The organism is Mycobacterium noviomagense, assembly GCF_010731635.1.
Taxonomy (GTDB): Bacteria; Actinomycetota; Actinomycetes; order Mycobacteriales; family Mycobacteriaceae; genus Mycobacterium; species Mycobacterium noviomagense.
Genome location: NZ_AP022583.1, coordinates 3702187 through 3718414, shown reverse-complemented (window position 1 = coordinate 3718414; position 16228 = coordinate 3702187). Strand labels below are relative to the sequence as shown.

Sequence of the window (16228 nt, the reverse complement as noted above, 5' to 3'; positions counted from 1 at the left end):
TACCGTGTGCGATGTGAGGATCACGCGGCCGGAACGCGGCGGGGTGGCGCGCAGCGACCTGACGGCACTGCCGGACCTGCTGCATGACCAGGCCCGCGCGGGTGCCGAGCGCAGCCGCCGCCCGATGTATGTCGATCTGCTGCCGCCTTGCAACAATGCCTGTCCGGCGGGCGAGAACATCCAAGCATGGCTTGCCCACGCGAAGGGCGGACGGCATGAGCAGGCCTGGCGCCAACTGGTGGACGACAATCCGTTCGCATCGATCCATGGACGGGTCTGCTATCACCCATGCGAATCGGTTTGCAATCGCGCCAATCTCGACTCCGCGGTCTCGATCCACGCGGTGGAGCGCTTCCTCGGCGACCAAGCAACGGAACACGGGTGGCGGTTCGAGCGGCCGGCGCCGCCCTCCGGCAAGCGAGTGCTGATCGTCGGCGCCGGCCCCAGCGGGCTGTCGTCGGCCTATCATCTGAGCCGACGCGGCCACCATGTCGAAATTCGAGATGCCGGAGATCAACCCGGCGGGATGATGCGCTATGGCATCCCGAAATATCGACTTCCCCGCGAGGTGCTGGACGCCGAGATCGAGCGGATAGCCGCGCTCGGTGTGCAGTTCACGTGCGGGCATCAGGTCGAGGACCTTGCCGCTGAACGCCGAGCGGGAAACTTCGACGCGGTGTTCGTGGCGGTGGGCGCTCATCTGGCCAAACGGGTCGACGTCCCCGCCGCCGACGCCGGGACCATGCTGGACGCCGTGTCGTTCCTTTGCGACGTGGCCTCCGGCAAAAGACCCGCCATCGGCCGCCACGTTGCCGTCTACGGCGGCGGTGACACCGCGGTGGATGCCGCCCGGGTCGCGCGCCGCCTGGGCGCCGAGGACACCGTGATCATCTACCGGCGCTCGAAATCTTACATGCCGGCTCACCGGCAGGAGGTCCAGGAGGCCGAGCGGGAGGGGGTGCGAATCAATTGGCTACGCACGATCACCGCTTTCGACCGTCCCGAATTACAAGTGGAGGTAATGCAACTCGACGAATCGGGACGTCCGATGCCGACCGGACGATGTGAAACGCTCGCCGCCGACACCGTGATCATGGCGTTGGGCCAGCAGACCGAGTCGGCATTCATGGGCAGCATGCCCGGTGTGCAGTTCGATGACGACGGTTCGGTGCGGGTGTCGGCGTCGATGATGACCGGATGTCCCGGGGTGTTTGCCGGTGACATGGTGCCGTGTGAGCGCACCGTGACAGTCGCTGTCGGGCACGGCAATAAGGCGGCTCACCATATCGACGCCTGGCTGCGCGGAGACCTCGCCGAGCGCCCGTGGAAGCATCCCGTCGCCACCTTCGACGACCTGCATCTGTGGTACTTCGGCGATGCGGGCCGCCGCCAACAACCCGAACTCGCTCCCGCACAGCGGGTCATCGGGTCCGGCGCTACTGAAGCATGGTTGTATTGGAGCGCGATGTGTTTAGGTTAACGACGTGAATGCTGGCATGAGAAACCGGTGAGCGACATGCCCGAAAGCGGTGGACCCGTCACCATTCTCTCGGTGAGCCAATGCTGGAATCTGCTGGGAAGCGTGGCGTTAGGACGTCTCGTCACCAGCGTCGAAGGTCAGCCCGAGATCTTTCCGGTCAATTTCGCTGTCCAGCGCCACACGGTGCTCTTTCGCACCGCCGAGGGCACCAAGCTGGTCAGCACCGCAATCAACAATCGTGTTCTCTTCGAAGCCGACGACCACAATGTTGCCGAAGGCTGGAGCGTGATCGTGAAGGGCACGGCCCGCATGCTGCGTACTAGTGAGGAGATCGAGGAGGCCGAGCGGGCACAGCTGCTGCCGTGGACTGCGACGTTGAAGCAGCATTACGTTCGCGTCCTGCCGATCTCCGTCACCGGCCGGCGTTTCCGGTTCGGCCCGGAACCCAGCGCCGAATCGACCTTCGCCTGACAGCACAGGGCCGGGTACGCCTGGGCTGTGTATAACGTCGGCGGCTGTCGGCCTGTTGCCTCATGTCAAGATGCGCCAAGGCGGATTCGTCGTCTCACGTGAACGCGTGCGCTTGTTGACTTGAACTCTGGCGCCGGGTCCGGCTTCCTGGTGGTGATGGTGAGCAGCTTTCGATTGAGGCCCCACTGATAGCACGGCCCGCGAGCAGGATCAGCACCGTTAAGCATCGTCACCGAGCAGCAGCGTCCGAACCACCCGACGGGGCCCGAAGGGACGGAGCATCTCGCTGGCCGGGCGTGGCCGCACCCGGTGCGGCCACCAGAACCAGCGGCCGAGCAGCGCCGCGATCGACGGAGTCATCAGCGAGCGCACCACCAGGGTGTCGAACAGCAGGCCGAGGCCAATAGTGCTGCCGGCCTGGCCGATCGAGCGCAGGTCGCTGGCGACCATGGACATCATGGTGAAGGCGAACACCAGGCCGGCCGCGGTGACGACCTGCCCTGTTTCGCCCACCGAGCGGATAATGCCGGTCTTTAATCCCGCGCCTATTTCCTCCTGGAACCGCGAGACCAGCAGCAGGTTGTAGTCCGATCCGACGGCCAGCAGGATGATCAACCCGAACACGGGCGCAATCCAGTTGAGGTTCAGGCCGAAAATGTATTGCCAGACCAGAACCGACAGGCCGAAGGCAGCGCCCAGCGATAGCAGCACCGTGCCGACGATTGCCAGAGAGGCAACCAGAGCCCGGGTGATCATCACCATCACGACGAATATCAGTGTCAGGGCGGCTATTCCGACGATCAAGAGGTCGTAGTGTGAGCCCGACTGGATATCGCGGTAGATGGCGGCGGTCCCGGTGAGGTAGAACCTGGCGTCGGTTAGCCTTGTTCCCTTCACCGCTTGGTGCGCTGCCGTCAGTTCCGGCATGACCGCAGAAATACCGGCCGGGGTTGCCGGGTCGGTGTCGTGGGTGATGATGAAGCGCGCGGCCGTGCCGTCAGGTGACAGAAAAAGTTTCAGACCGCGCTGGAAGTCGGGGTTGTCGAACGCCTCCGGCGGCAGGTAAAAATAGTCGCCACTCCTGGCGGCGTCGAACGCCTCGCCCATCGCGCTTGCAGTGTCCGTCATTCGCGACATTTGGGTGACGAGGCCCGAGAAGCTGCTGTGCATGGTCAGCAAGCTCCCCTCCATGGATTTCGCGACGGCGATGATGGGCGGGAACTGTTGCATCATCTGCGGCAGTACGGTGTCGATGTTGTCCACGTCCTTCAGCAGCGCTTTCATGTCGTCGCTGAACTTGTCGACCCCATCGATCGCCTCGAACACCGATCGCGACGCCCAGCAGACCGGAATGTCATAGCAGTGCGGCTCCCAGTAGAGATAGCTCCGCAACGGCCGAGCGAAATCGTCGAAATCCGCCAGATGATCCCGCATCTCGTCAAGCGTGGCCTTCATCTCGTTCATGTCGCCGAGCATGTGATGCGTCGTATTGCTCACCTGGCCAAACAGGCTGTACATGCGTTCCATCGACGCGATCATCGCGCCGAGATCGTTGCTCATTGTGAGCATGTCGCTCATTCGGTCTCTCATGAACTGCAGGTTCTCTCGTATCGGAATAGATTGAGCACTGATTTGGAAAGGTATTGACGTGTGCTCGATGGGCCCACCCAACGGCCGGGTGATGCTTTGCACCATCGCGATTCCCGGCGCACGAAAGATATCCTTGGAAAGCCTGTCCAAGATGATCATGTCGCCGCTATTGCGCATGTCGTGATCGCTTTCGATCATGAGAATGTCGGGATTCATCGTGGCAGCGTTGAAATGACGTTCTGCAGCCCCATATCCGACAGCCGAGGGCAGATGCTTGGGGATGTAGAACCGATCGCTGTAGCTGACCTTCATGCTCGGCATGATGAGGATCCCGACGATGGCGACGGCCAGCGAGGCGGCAAACATCGGCTCGGGCCAGCGCACGGCAGCGGTGCCGATGCGCCGCCAGCCGCGAGTCTTGGTCAGCCGCTTGGGTTCCAGCAGACCGAAGCGGCTGGCCACGGTGACCACGGCGGGCGCCGCGGTCAGTGCGCCCGCGATAACCACGAGCAGGCCCAATGCCGACGGAATACCTAACATCCTGAAATACGACAGCCGCGCCAGGTACAGGCAAAAAGTGGCACCTGCGATCGTCAGTCCCGAGCCCAGGATGACGTGATAGGTGCCGCGAAACATGCTGTAGTAGGCCCTTTCCCGGTCTTCGCCGGCTTGGCGCGCCTCGTGGTAACGCCCGATCAGGAATATCGCGTAATCAGTTCCCGCCGCAATGGCCAACGACGAGAGCATCGCAACGACGAAGGTCGAAAATCCCAGGAGGTCGTAGTGTCCGAGAAGCGCGACGAGCCCCCTGGCCGTGCCCATCTCGAAGCCGACCATGACGAGAACGAGCAGCACCGTGCTGATGGAGCGGTAGGTGATGAAGAGCATGATCATGATGACCACGCCGGTGACGCCCATCATTTTGAACATGCTTTTGTCAGCAGCTTCGTTCATGTCCGTTGTCAGCGGCGCCGGGCCGGTGACGTAGGCTTTGAGGTCTTTCGGGGGTGCTGACCGATCGACGATGTCGCGTACCGCTTTGACGGACTCGTTACCCAGGGTGCTGCCTTGGTTGCCGGCCAAATTGAGTTGGACATAAGCGGCTTTGCCGTCTCGGCTCTGGACGCCGGCGGCAGTAAGTGGGTCTCCCCACACGTTGTGGACGTGCTGCACGTGTTTGTGGTCGGCCTGCAGCTCTTTTACCAAACCGTCGTAATAGCGGTGCGCCTGCTCGCCGAGTTCGTTGTCGCTTTCCAGGACAACCATCGCAATACTGTCGGAATCCGACTCGTGAAACTTCGCGCCGATGCGTCGCGCTGCAATCTCTGCCGGGGCATCTTTGGGCGACGCGCTCACCGCGTGCTTTCTCGCGACCGATTCGATCGGAGGCACAAGCACATTCAGAGCCACGGTCAGGAGCAGCCATGCGAGGATGATCGGCACTGCGAACGCGCGGACCGCTCGCATAAGTCTCGGTCGCGGATTCTCGTTGCCGCTCATGCGGCTTTCACCAGGCAGGAAGTTTGGGCGTGGTGTCCGGCCGACGATTGCTCTTCTTTGACCTCACCATCGACCGTGATGCGGCACCCGATGTTGTCGCTGTTGCCCTGGGCGACCACGTTGGCCATCACCGCCGGCACCGTCGTCGTCAGCGCGTAAATCCAGGGCAGGCCAGTGAAGTTCGCCTGCTCCGGCTGGGCATTTTTGTTCAAGTAGGTCACGGTGCCGGTTGTTTCGCTGGGCCCGTACACCTCGTACGTCAGCCGCTTGACATGAGACGGCACAAGCGGCTGGGCGCTGCTTTCGGTCGCCGAAAAAATTTTGTCTGAGCCGAAAACACCGCGGAGTCGCACGACGGCGACACCACCGAGGACAACCGCCACGATAACGACCAGCGGTACCCAAGCTCGCTTGAAAGATCCGGGCATTGAACGTATCCCTTCGCTGACGCCCCGGCCCCAGTCGCTTACTAGTTTCAGACCCCTACCGCTGCGGACAAAAGGGCCGTTCGGCCTAACCCGCTAGAAGTTGCAAGTTGCAAGTTGCAATTGGGCTTCTTAGGCCGCAGTCCGGCATCGCACGCCACGACACATCAGCGAGGCTGCGCACCAGCCGTCGACGGTGGCCCCTTGTGGGGGCGTTGCAAGGCGGCGAATTCGGGCGCCGACGCCACAGTCACCACGGCATCGAGCAGCGCCATCCCGTCGTCTCGAGCGGGAAGCGCCGTTAGCACCGGCCCGAAAAATCCCCTGCCCTCGACTGCCATGATCGGACTACCGCCACTGCCGCCAAGCGCATCCTGACTGCGTTGATGAGCCGCTTTCACAGCGTCATCCCACGTCGGGTCATCGAGCGCTCCGACCAGCGCCGGACTGCGGCCCGACGCCGTCAGCGCCTCCTTGACCACGGCGTCAGCCCAGTCCCCATCCCCGTGGTGAATGGGTGCACCCAACGCTTCGTAGAGCTTGCCGAATGCGCTGGCACCCCCTTCGTCGGTCGCGGCCGCGCAAACTCGGCCCACACGACGGGACCACTCGAGTTTGGCACGCTGGGCCGGCGCTACGTCGCGACCGTCGTTGAGCACCGCCAGGCTCATCTGACGCAGTGCGACACTGCGCCCGGTGACGCGGGCCGCATCCAGCAACCAGCGCGATGTCACCCAGGCAAATGGGCATATCGGATCGACGTAGAGATCGATCGACGTCATCGCAGTCCCTCGGCAAGTGTGCCCATCGCGGCCTGCGGTTCCATCGACTCCCCCGGCTTCTCTTTGAGGGTCGCTTGCACGTCAACTTGGCTCGGGGCTCCGAAACGGTTGCTCGTCAACACTTCCCGCGTTCTTTCGACAACTTTGCCGAAGCCGGTTGTGCGGGTGGACGCACTTGTAGCGATGACCATGATTACTTCCCTCTCCTGGTTTCGGTTGCATGCGGAACGTCAGTAAACGGCTTTGGCGAAGGCTGTCCCACGTTGCGGTCACCGCCACCTCCTCAATGGGCGTAGGCTCCTCTAATGCGGCCCTACGTACCCCCAGGGGTATCTTACTGATCGCGGCGCCACATCGGTAGCCCGGCGAACGTGCCGATATCGCCTGAGCTATCGCGGGCGCAAAAACTGACATAAGCGCCCGCGCGCCGCTTGGTTCGGCGGCTTTCAGGACAGGTCATAACTCAAGTGGCCCAGCAACTTTGACTAGTCGTCAAGACTCGCATTCGGTGCCCGTGCCGCGGCGCTCAATGGCTTATCCGCTCGCCTCCTGGAGTCCCCCCGAAGACCTGCGTCGCCTCAGCCGTACAGCTCATCGTCGACTGCGGTCTGAAGCCTGGACTCGCTATACCTTCGTTTTTTCACTCAGCGCGTTGATCGCGGCCTGCAGTTTGCCCGCGGCTTGGTCCGCAATGTCCTGAAGCCCGGGCTGGTCAGCCACCCGGACCATAATCTGCGGGTCCATCGCCTCGACCAGGACAGTGTCGCCCGCATCGGCGGCATCGGTTCGCACCACTACGTTGCACGGCAACAACTGTCCGATCTGGCGATCGAGATCCAGCGCGCGATGCGCGAGCGCCGGATTGCAGGCGCCGAGGATCAGGTAGTTCTCCATATCCTTCCCGAGCTTCTGTTTCAGCGTGGCTTTGACGTCGATCGTGGTCAGCACGCCGAAACCCTGATCGGCCAGAGCTTTAGTGGTTTGCTCGACCGCCTCCTCGAACGAGGTGTGCAGCGTGGTGGCTAGTCGTGTTTGCATTGCTTCTCCTTTTTCAGTTCCGAACACCCGTCGACTGCGATCCCGCACCAGGCATTCACGCCAGCGCCAGGAACAACTTCTCGAGTTCGGCCTCCGTCAGTGTTGGCGTGCCGGCTTTCCTGCTGCCGGCGATGCACTGCCGGAGACCAGATGCGACGATCTTGAACCCGGCCCGGTCGAGCGCGCGCGACACCGCCGCAAGCTGCGTCACGACCTCCTTGCAATCACGGCCCTGCTCGATCATCGCGATCACCCCGGCCAGTTGCCCATGAGCGCGTCGCAGCCGATTGAGCACCGCGGCGATGCTTTCCTCATCCCTATCGATCATTTTGTCCTCCATATCCAGTTGGCAGCGCCAATAGTACCCCTGGGGGTATGTCGACGTCACTGAGAACCCCTTGATCCGGCAACCAGTGGAATACCCCTATGGGTATTAGTATTGTACTGGTCATGAGCGAGCACACCCGTTACCACGACGTACTCAACGACCTCCATCCCCAACACCGCGCACTGCGCAAAATGATCCCTGACGTCTACAAGGGCTTCGCCGAGATGAGCAACGGCGCGCTGACTCCGGGAGCCTTGGACAGGAAAACCAAAGAACTCATCGCGATGGCCATCGGTGTCGTGGCCGGCTGCGACGGCTGCATCGCCTCACACGCCCAAGGGGCGGCACGCGCCGGAGCATCCAAGGAAGAAGCGGCCGAAGCCATCGGTGTCACGTTTCTCATGCACGGTGGCCCGGCCACCATTTACGGCGCCCGCGCCTACGACGCGTTCTGCGAATTCGCCGACGCGGAGAAGGGACCGCGCTCACCTGAATGAGCACCTTCAGCAAGACGGGCAATCTTCGGGCCGACGCCACAAGCGTGGGTGGGCTCCACTCGCTGAACCCTGCCACCACCACAGTGCTTCGACAACCGCGGCGCCAAGCACGCCGATCCCCAGCGCAATGGCGGTCAACGCGATGTTTGACGGATCCAGCATGAACTGTTCGCGGGCCAAGGGAATGCTGAAAATCACTACGTACGCGGCGCCGGAGAGGGCAACTAGCAGCGCCCGCCACCAGGTGTAGGGCCGGGCCACCACCGCCAGTACCCACACCGCGATCACCAGCAGGGTGATCAGCGCCGACGTCGATGCCTGCATCTGCTGCACCGGAGTCGCGGCCGCCCCTCGAAAAGCCAACAGATAACACACGAAGGTAGCGACACCGGCGACTGCACCGTTGGGCACGGCGGCCGTTACCACGCGGCGCACGAAACCGGGCTGTGCGCGCTCATTGTTCGGCGCAAGCGACAGGATGAACGCAGGGGCCCCGATCGTGAACCAGGCGGCGGTGGTCACTTGGATCGGCTGAAACGGAAACGCCAACACGTTAATCCCGAAGGCTCTGGCGCCCAGACCGCCAATGCCAATCAGCAGCGCCAATAGTACCGAGTACACGGTCTTGGTCAGGAACAGGTTGGAAACGCGTTCGATGTTGCCGATCACGCGGCGCCCTTCGCCGACGACATAGGGCAGTGTGGCGAACTTGTTGTCCAGCAGCACAATCTGGGCGACCGCGCGTGACGCCGGGCTTCCCGCTCCCATCGCGACGCCGATGTCCGCGTCTTTGAGGGCCAGCACGTCGTTGACGCCGTCACCGGTCATCGCGACGGTGTTGCCGCGGGATTGCAAGGCGTGCACTATCGCACGCTTCTGGTCGGGGCGCACCCGGCCGAAGGTGGAGTACTGCTCGAGGGTGTCGGCCAGTTCATCGGCATCGCTGGGCAACTTGCGCGCGTCCAGCGTCTGCCCGGAAAGTCCCAGCGCTGAAGCCACTGCCCCGACCGATATGGCGTTGTCACCCGAGATGACCTTAACCGAGACATTTTGTCGCGCAAAGTAATCCAATGTCGCCCGCGCGTCGGGTCGAACGCGCTGTTCCAGCATGAGTAAAGCGGCCGGCACGACGCGGCCGGGCGCGTCGGGATGGTCGACCGGCAGGTCGGTGCAGCCCAGCAGCAGCACCCGAAGCCCGCGCGATCCGGCTTCGTCGGCCCGCTCGGCGACCGCTGACGACGGGTCCAACAGCACGTCGGGCGCGCCCAGAACCCAGTTGCCGTGGTCGCGATAGGACACCCCGCTCCATTTCGTGGCGGACTTGAACGGGGCGGTCGCCGTGACCGTCCAACCCGGCGGATTGCGGTAGGCCTCGGCGATCGCCTCAATGCTGGCGTTGGGTCGGGGGTCGCCGGCGGCCATTGATGCCAGCGCATCGATGATCGTGCCGACGCCTGGTGCGGTGTCCAGCCGCTGTAAATCGGCTACCTGCATCCGGTTCTCGGTCAACGTGCCGGTCTTGTCGGCGCACACCACGTTGACGCGGGCAAGGCCCTCGATCGCAGGCAGCTCCTGTACCAGGCACCGGCGCCGGCCGAGACGAACCACGCCCACCGCGAACGCGATCGACGTCATCAGCACTAGACCTTCAGGAACCATCGGCACCAACGCCCCCACCATGCGCAGCACCGATTCCCGCCAGCCGACCCGGGTAGTGAAGAGCTGGGTGTAGATGATCAACAACCCAGCGGGAACCAGTAGATAGGTAATGAATTGGAGGATCTTGTTGATCCCGGTGCGCAATTCCGAGTGGACGAGGGTGAATTTACTGGCCTCCTCGGTCAGCCGGGCCGCGTAGGCGTCGCGCCCGACCTTCGTAGCTCGATAGGCACCAACTCCGGCAACGACGAAACCGCCAGACATCACCGCGTCGCCGACGTCTTTCAAAATCGGGTCTGCCTCGCCAGTGAGCATGGACTCGTCGACTTCCAGACCGGATTCCTCGACCACCACGCCGTCGACCACAATCTGATCGCCAGGCCCCAACTCGATGATGTCGTCGAGCACCACTTCATTCGGCAACAGTTCACGTGTCTGGCCTGCACGGCGCACCTGCGGCTTGGCCTGCCCGACGATCGCGAGTTTGTCCAGCGTCTGCTTGGCACGTAATTCCTGCACCATGCCGACGACGCTGTTGGCGATGATCAAAAAACCAAACAAGCCGTTTATGAGCGAGCCCGTCGCCAGCACGATGGCTAACAGCACGCCGAGGATCGCGTTGATTCGGGTGAAGACGTTGCCGCGCACGATGTCGGCCACGGTGCGCGTCGCGCGGCCGGGGACGTCGTTGATCTTGCCGTCGGCGACCCGACGGGCCACTTCAGCGTCGGTGAGGCCGGCGACGAGCGACGTCGACATGAATGACAACCCTATCGATCACGTCCCGCGAATCTGTTCATTCGTAAGGCCGAAAGTCACTCGAGACGCTGGCATCGGCCTCTGGCTGACGGGCTGCGCGGTTGCCAGGATGGCCAGGTGCGAAGCCAACACCACGAGTGGGTTTCCCCGTCGACGCTTGATCCGGAAGAGACCGCGGATCTCCTGCTGCGTGACCTGCACAGCACGCCCGAAGGGCTATCTGAAACCGAGGCCAAGCGACGCCTGTTGCAGTTCGGGCCGAACGAGTTGCAGCGACGGCGCGGCCGCGAATGGCCGCAGGCGTTGGTGCGTCAGCTGACCCATCCGCTGGCCTTACTGCTGTGGGTGGCCGCCGGACTGCTGCTGGTCGTGGGCTCTCATGTGGTGGCAGCCGCTGTGGTGTTGATCATCATGCTGAACGCCGCCTTCTCCTTCGTACAGGAAGTGCAGGCCGAGCGGGCGGTGGAGGCGCTCGCCAAATACCTTCCGCAACGGGCGAAGGTGGTCCGCAACGGTGCCATCGTCGAAATCGACGCGACGCAACTGGTTCCTGGCGACATCGTGGTGATTGAGGAGGGCGATCGGATTGCCGCCGACACCCGGTTGCTAACCGGCGCGATCGAGGTGGATATGTCTGCGCTGACCGGCGAATCGGTACCCACACTGCGCTCGGCGGCACTACTGGACGTGAATGTTCCACTGATGAGCGCACACGAGTTGGTGTTCAGCGGGACCAGCTGCACAGGGGGTCAGGCCCGTGGGGTCGCATTTGCCACGGGCATGGCGACCGAGATCGGCCGGATCGCGGCCCTGTCCGAGCGTGTCAAAAGCGATCCCAGCCCGCTGGAGCGTCAAGTCAGGCGGGCAGCATGGCTGATCGCGGCGGTATCAGTGATGCTCAGCTTGTCGTTTATCCCCGTGGCCACGCTTGCGGCCCACCTGACTGTGGTCAACTCGTTGGTGTTCGCCGCCGGCCTGCTGGCCGGCATGGTGCCCGAGGGATTGCTGCCGGTGATCACCCTGGCGTTAGCGGTGGCGGTGCGGGAGTTGGCGAATCGCGGTGCATTGGTGAAACGTCTTTCCGCGGTGGAGACGCTGGGCTCGACTGATGTGATCTGCACCGACAAGACTGGAACCCTCACCCAAAACCGCATGACCCCCGTGGCGGTATGGACGGCCGCCGGCCGAATCGAGCTCGACACCCATGAGCGCCAGGTAGACACTCGGTCGTCGCCCACACTTGAGTCGCTCGGTCTTATCGCAGCGAGCTGTAACAACGCTCGAATCGACGACGAAAACGGCCCGGTCGGCGATCCTACCGAGGTCGCGGTGCTCTCGGCGGCCCGCAGTCTCGGCGCCGTGAGCGATGTCGCGGTCCGAGAAGCGCACCGGCGCTGGCAATTTCACTTCGACCCCGAAGTGAAATTGATGTCGACCATTGACCGTTTGGATGCCGGGCCACCGGTCGTGCATACCAAAGGTGCGCCGGAGGCGCTTTTGCCGCGATGCAGCCACATACTCGACAGCGATGGAAAGCCGCAGCCGCTCGACGAGCTCCAACGAAGCCGTATCGAAGACGCGGTCAACTCCTTCGCGGCCGAGGGATTACGGGTTCTCGGTTTCGCGCAGCGTCAGCTGCCAGCGAAGCAGCGGGTGCCGCACCGCCGAGGCACTGCTGAACAGGATCTGTGCCTTACCGGTTTGATCGCCATGCTGGATCCCCCTAGGCCGGGCATCGTAGACGCCGTGGCGCAATGCCATACCGCAGGCATCCGGATTATCGTGATCACCGGCGATCACCCCTTGACCGCGGCCGCCATCGCGGAAAGGATCGGCATCACGGGCCCGCACCCCACCGTCGTCACCGCCGAACAATTCGAACAACTCGACGAGAACCAACTGGCCGCGCTGATCCGCGATCAGCCAGAGGTGATCTTCGCCCGCGCCTCACCGGAGGCCAAGCTGCACATCGCCGAGGCGCTGCGCGGCGAAGGCCATGTGGTCGCAATGACCGGCGATGGTGTCAACGACGCCCCCGCGCTGCGACGCGCCGATATCGGTGTGGCGATGGGACTTTCGGGCACCGACGTCGCCCGAGAAGCTGCGACGATGGTACTTACCGACGACGACTTCGGCTCGATTGTCACCGCGGTGCATGCCGGTCGGCGCATCTACGACAACGTGCGCAAGTTCATCGTCTACATATTTGCGCACGCGGTGCCGGAGGTGGTCCCTTTCCTGTTGTTTGCGCTCAGCGGCGGTGCCATCCCCCTGCCGCTGACGATCCTCCAGCTTCTGGCCTTCGACGTCGGAAGCGAAACCCTGCCGGCGCTATCGCTCAGCCGCGAACCAGCCGAGCCCGGCATCATGCAGCGGCCACCACGGCCCCGTAATGAAGGCGTGATCCGTATGCCAATGCTGCTGCGCGCCTGGTTGTTCCTTGGTGTGGTAGTCACCGGATTGTCGTTGGGCGGCTACTTCTACGTTCTGCTCAAAGCGGGCTGGCACCCCGGCGTGCCGGTCGATGTCGGTACACCGATGTATCACGTTTACCGGCAAGCGACGACCATGACGTTTCTCGGCATGATCACAGGGCAGATCGGCACGGCCTTTGCTGTGCGCACTCAGCGCGCCTCACTGCGGTCGGTAGGAATATTCAGCAACAAGTATCTGCTTGCCGGCATCGCCGCCGAAATCGTGCTGGCCGCGATCCTCGTCTACGGCCCGCCACTGCAGACCCTGTTGGGGACCGAGGCGCTGCCAGCGCCCGATCTGCTGGTGCTGTTGCCGTTCCCGTTCGTGGTGTGGGGCGCGGACGAACTCCGTCGCTACCTGCTACGCCGCTCACGAAACCGGCAACATCGCAAGCGGGAGCTAGCGCATGATGCTAGGGGTCAGGTCACGCCCGTTTAGCCCTCGTTGAAGGGGACGCGGCTGCTTGATCAGGCGGCGCGCGGAAGATCCGGCGCCGAACGCGTCGCCTGGGACGTGGGCCGACTCGCAGCGAGAGTCCAGCCAACATACGTCAGATACAGCCCGATCAGGCCCATAACCACGAACGCCGTCCACCACCACATAGTCGCGTCGAGCGCACGCACGGCGACCAAAATGAAGGTGCGGGGAAATGCCATGAGGAACAGTCCCTTTAACACCGTCAACCAGCCCAGGACCGACACGATAACCGCTGCGGCACCTCGCCAATACGGGTGAAGAGCGACCACGACCAGGCCGATCAGCAGAACGAATGCGCCAGTTACCCATGGCCACACGAAGTTTGCGCCGAACTCCGACAGGAGGGCTCGCATTTCCGAGGTGCGAGCGACGGCTGTGGCCGTGACGATAACGAGGAATGGACCGATCTCGCGGGCGAACATGAGCGTTCTGGCTTGGGATTGTGGTAAGGAGGTCATTGCTATTGCCTTTCCTCTGGCCGATCTTTGCAGCCGCCATTCGACCACCTGACGGGTTACCACCGATAGGGACCGAAGTCCCGCGATCTTGTGCCGTTCGCCCAACCTATGGATCTATTGGCATGTCGAATTGTGCAGCCGTAACGGATGAGAAAGCCACGGCCACATGGCCGATGCGATGATATACAGCTGCAAGCGCGTCAACTGCTTATGCTCCGGAATGCGGGGGTGTTTAGAGCGCATCGTGGTGCCTACCCGTTTCGAAAATCCATCAGGCACCGGACAGTTGCGGTGTCGTTCCTGTCGACCACACTCGGCTGGGCTGGCAATACAGTGCCGCGCCAGCCGTGATCCCTGCGCCGGCAGCGATGACCAGAACCGGCGCGCCCGTGGGAAGCAGACGAGCACCGCGGTGTAGCGCCGCTGCCAGCGAGCCGGTGTGGATCCTTTCATCGGCTGCGACGGTGATCTGTTCGACCGGCACGCCCAGTTCGGCCGCGAGCGCAGTGCGGTAGCCGCGCAGGCCTGGAGCGGCGACGATCGCATCGAGGTCCTCAATTCCAAGCGAGCACTTGGCGAGGCAGCCGCGAGCCGCCTCCGCGCCGGCAGCGGCCAACTCCCGTCCCTTCGTAGTCGATTCGCCGAATCGCAGCACGTTACGTGCGTCTCCGCGCCCCACTGTTGCGTGGAAGCTCTCTCCGTCGTCGGGGCAGTTCGCCCAGTGAAATGGCCCCAAGCCGTCGCCGTCGCCAGACCAACTGCACAACAGTGCGGCGCCGACCGGCGAGAATGGGAAGTGCTCGCTCATCCCGTGTCCGGGATCAGCATCGCTGGCCACGATCAGAGCGCAACCGATGGTGCGCGAACGCAAAAATCCGTCGACGATCTGCAAGGCGGTGAGTATGCCGCAGGTGCCGTTGGCGATGTCGAAGGAGAACGTCCCGTGCGCGTCGGCATGGGGATCCTCCACATTGGCGCCGATGTCCTCTTGGATGAGGGCGGCAAGCGCGGGTTCCCCCAGATTCCTGTCGCGGTAAACCCCGGCGTTGACCAAAAGGTCGACGTCGTCGGGGTCTCGCCCAGACAACTGCAGACATTTCTTGGCCGCCGCGACGGCCAGTCGCAGCGCGCTATGACGGGAGCGCCAACCGCCACTGGTGATCTCGATTCGCTCAATGACTGTGCCCATAACGCTTCACCAGATCTTCGTCCAAAGTGAGAAGAATGACGCCGATCTCCAGGCCTGATGCCAAAGCGATCAGCGCGACCGTCTCGCCCGGCTGGATGCGTCCTGCTTCGAGTTCTTCGACAAGGGCCACCGTATGGGTCGTCGAGGCGGTGTTACCGTACCGATCCACCGTGATTACCGCGTCATGGCGAGGGCTCTCACCGAAAGACGCCGCCATCGCCGCCATGCCTTTGCGGATGGCGCGCGCCGACGTTTGGTGGGTGATCACATGGTCGATGTCATGGATGGAAATGCCTGCCGTGTCTAAGACTTCGTGCAGCAACAGCGGGGTATTCGACATTGCAGCGCGGTGAATACCGCGAGAATCGGTGAACATCCGGGCACCCGGATCGCGGCCCTTGGGGTAGGCCAGGCACAGTCGGCTGTAGTCCGCGACGGTCGTGAACCCGGCCAGCCTGATGCCACCCGATCCAGAGGGCGCACGTTCGAGCAGCAGGGCCGCTCCCGCGTCACCGAGGGTCAGCGAGGCAAGCTCTTTGCTCATGATGTTGCGGATGTGCCGGGCTGCGTTTTTACCGAGCGGGGAAATGTATTCGCCGCTGACAACCAGCCCCCGCTCGACGGTTCACTGCCGGATCCAGTTGTTGAGCACCGTGACACCGGTCAGCATTCCGGCGCAAGCGTTGGAGACGTCGAAGGTCATCGCGTTCTCAGCGCCGATCCCATGGGCGACAGCAATACTCATCGAGGGTTCCAGCCACTGGGTAAGGCCACCGCGAAACTTCGTGATGCTGCAGTTGATCACGACGTCGATCGCCACCGGATCCTGCTGTGCCCGGGCCAGGCAGTCGAGCGCCGCCGAAGTCGCCAGGCTGTAGGAGTCCTCATCTCCGACTGAGACGCGACGCTCACGTATGCCGGTCAGCCGCTCCAAGTCAATATGGGTGTGATGGCGCGTGGTGGACATCAATTCGTCTGTGGTGAGGTGCGTGGCGGGCAAATGCCGGCCTGCCCCGGCCACTCGTGTGCTATACGCGGCTGCACCTCCATTGCCCGCGACGTCCATCACCAGCCAGTGGGTTCGCACCGCCAATCACCAC

General features: G+C 63.1%; 13 protein-coding genes and 1 pseudogene. 4 read left to right on the top strand and 10 right to left on the bottom strand.

Annotated features, from left to right (window positions below; translation table 11 throughout):
• Positions 1-13 precede the first annotated feature (13 nt).
• Positions 14-1480 (top strand): NAD(P)-binding protein, encoded by a 1467-nt coding sequence (locus G6N15_RS17710; protein WP_083089720.1) that lies wholly within the window; start codon positions 14-16, stop codon positions 1478-1480.
• Between the two features lie 36 nt (positions 1481-1516).
• Complete coding sequence (locus G6N15_RS17705) at positions 1517-1951, top strand: pyridoxamine 5'-phosphate oxidase family protein (RefSeq protein WP_083089724.1); 435 nt, start codon at positions 1517-1519, stop codon at positions 1949-1951.
• 219 nt (positions 1952-2170) lie between these two features.
• Here G6N15_RS17705 and G6N15_RS17700 read toward each other — a convergent pair whose 3' ends face one another.
• The 6 genes from G6N15_RS17700 to G6N15_RS17675 all read right to left on the bottom strand — a co-directional run bounded on the left by G6N15_RS17700 (position 2171) and on the right by G6N15_RS17675 (position 7614).
• On the bottom strand, positions 2171-5008 hold the full coding sequence (locus tag G6N15_RS17700) for an MMPL/RND family transporter (protein ID WP_269473747.1): 2838 nt from the start codon (positions 5006-5008) through the stop codon (positions 2171-2173).
• A gap of 29 nt (positions 5009-5037) precedes the next feature.
• A complete protein-coding gene (locus G6N15_RS17695) occupies positions 5038-5469 on the bottom strand; it encodes an MmpS family transport accessory protein (protein ID WP_083089765.1) in 432 nt (143 codons plus the stop codon).
• Between the two features lie 164 nt (positions 5470-5633).
• On the bottom strand, positions 5634-6248 hold the full coding sequence (locus G6N15_RS17690; protein ID WP_083089764.1) for a mycothiol-dependent nitroreductase Rv2466c family protein: 615 nt from the start codon (positions 6246-6248) through the stop codon (positions 5634-5636).
• Complete coding sequence (locus G6N15_RS17685) at positions 6245-6439, bottom strand: hypothetical protein (protein ID WP_083089763.1); 195 nt, start codon at positions 6437-6439, stop codon at positions 6245-6247. The genes G6N15_RS17690 and G6N15_RS17685 overlap by 4 nt, the downstream gene beginning before the upstream one ends.
• 433 nt (positions 6440-6872) lie before the next feature.
• The gene (locus G6N15_RS17680) at positions 6873-7286 is read right to left on the bottom strand and encodes a DUF302 domain-containing protein (RefSeq protein ID WP_083089762.1); all 414 of its coding nucleotides are present in this window, start codon (positions 7284-7286) and stop codon (positions 6873-6875) included.
• A 55-nt stretch (positions 7287-7341) separates the two neighbouring features.
• Positions 7342-7614, bottom strand: coding sequence for a metal-sensitive transcriptional regulator (locus G6N15_RS17675; RefSeq protein ID WP_083089770.1), 273 nt, complete (start codon positions 7612-7614; stop codon positions 7342-7344).
• Between the two features lie 122 nt (positions 7615-7736).
• Between G6N15_RS17675 and G6N15_RS17670 the strand changes: the two genes are divergently transcribed.
• Positions 7737-8111: a carboxymuconolactone decarboxylase family protein gene (locus G6N15_RS17670; RefSeq protein WP_083089761.1), complete on the top strand. Its 375-nt coding sequence runs from the start codon at positions 7737-7739 to the stop codon at positions 8109-8111.
• Between the two features lie 6 nt (positions 8112-8117).
• On the opposite strand, the gene G6N15_RS17665 is transcribed toward G6N15_RS17670, so the two are convergent.
• On the bottom strand, positions 8118-10529 hold the full coding sequence (locus tag G6N15_RS17665) for a cation-translocating P-type ATPase (protein WP_083089760.1): 2412 nt from the start codon (positions 10527-10529) through the stop codon (positions 8118-8120).
• 117 nt (positions 10530-10646) lie between these two features.
• Between G6N15_RS17665 and G6N15_RS17660 the strand changes: the two genes are divergently transcribed.
• Entirely contained in the window at positions 10647-13442 is a 2796-nt protein-coding gene (locus tag G6N15_RS17660) for a cation-translocating P-type ATPase (RefSeq protein WP_083089759.1), read from the top strand.
• 29 nt (positions 13443-13471) lie between these two features.
• Here G6N15_RS17660 and G6N15_RS17655 read toward each other — a convergent pair whose 3' ends face one another.
• From G6N15_RS17655 to G6N15_RS17645, 3 genes and pseudogenes are all read right to left on the bottom strand, one after another.
• Positions 13472-13939, bottom strand: a complete 468-nt coding sequence (locus tag G6N15_RS17655; protein WP_083089758.1) for a hypothetical protein — start codon at positions 13937-13939, stop codon at positions 13472-13474.
• 271 nt (positions 13940-14210) lie between these two features.
• On the bottom strand, positions 14211-15128 hold the full coding sequence (locus G6N15_RS17650; protein WP_083089757.1) for a beta-ketoacyl-[acyl-carrier-protein] synthase family protein: 918 nt from the start codon (positions 15126-15128) through the stop codon (positions 14211-14213).
• Positions 15112-16215, bottom strand: a pseudogene (locus tag G6N15_RS17645) (3-oxoacyl-ACP synthase III family protein). The gene G6N15_RS17650 and the pseudogene G6N15_RS17645 overlap by 17 nt, the downstream one beginning before the upstream one ends.
• Positions 16216-16228 lie beyond the last annotated feature (13 nt).

Coding starts and splice junctions, on each gene's coding strand:
- G6N15_RS17705 (WP_083089724.1), top strand. CDS start 1,517: ATGCCCGAAAGCGGTGGACCCGTCACCATTCTCTCGGTGAGCCAATGC.
- G6N15_RS17700 (WP_269473747.1), bottom strand. CDS start 5,008: ATGCGAGCGGTCCGCGCGTTCGCAGTGCCGATCATCCTCGCATGGCTG.
- G6N15_RS17695 (WP_083089765.1), bottom strand. CDS start 5,469: ATGCCCGGATCTTTCAAGCGAGCTTGGGTACCGCTGGTCGTTATCGTG.
- G6N15_RS17690 (WP_083089764.1), bottom strand. CDS start 6,248: ATGACGTCGATCGATCTCTACGTCGATCCGATATGCCCATTTGCCTGG.
- G6N15_RS17685 (WP_083089763.1), bottom strand. CDS start 6,439: ATGGTCATCGCTACAAGTGCGTCCACCCGCACAACCGGCTTCGGCAAA.
- G6N15_RS17680 (WP_083089762.1), bottom strand. CDS start 7,286: ATGCAAACACGACTAGCCACCACGCTGCACACCTCGTTCGAGGAGGCG.
- G6N15_RS17675 (WP_083089770.1), bottom strand. CDS start 7,614: ATGATCGATAGGGATGAGGAAAGCATCGCCGCGGTGCTCAATCGGCTG.
- G6N15_RS17670 (WP_083089761.1), top strand. CDS start 7,737: ATGAGCGAGCACACCCGTTACCACGACGTACTCAACGACCTCCATCCC.
- G6N15_RS17665 (WP_083089760.1), bottom strand. CDS start 10,529: ATGTCGACGTCGCTCGTCGCCGGCCTCACCGACGCTGAAGTGGCCCGT.
- G6N15_RS17655 (WP_083089758.1), bottom strand. CDS start 13,939: ATGACCTCCTTACCACAATCCCAAGCCAGAACGCTCATGTTCGCCCGC.
- G6N15_RS17650 (WP_083089757.1), bottom strand. CDS start 15,128: ATGGGCACAGTCATTGAGCGAATCGAGATCACCAGTGGCGGTTGGCGC.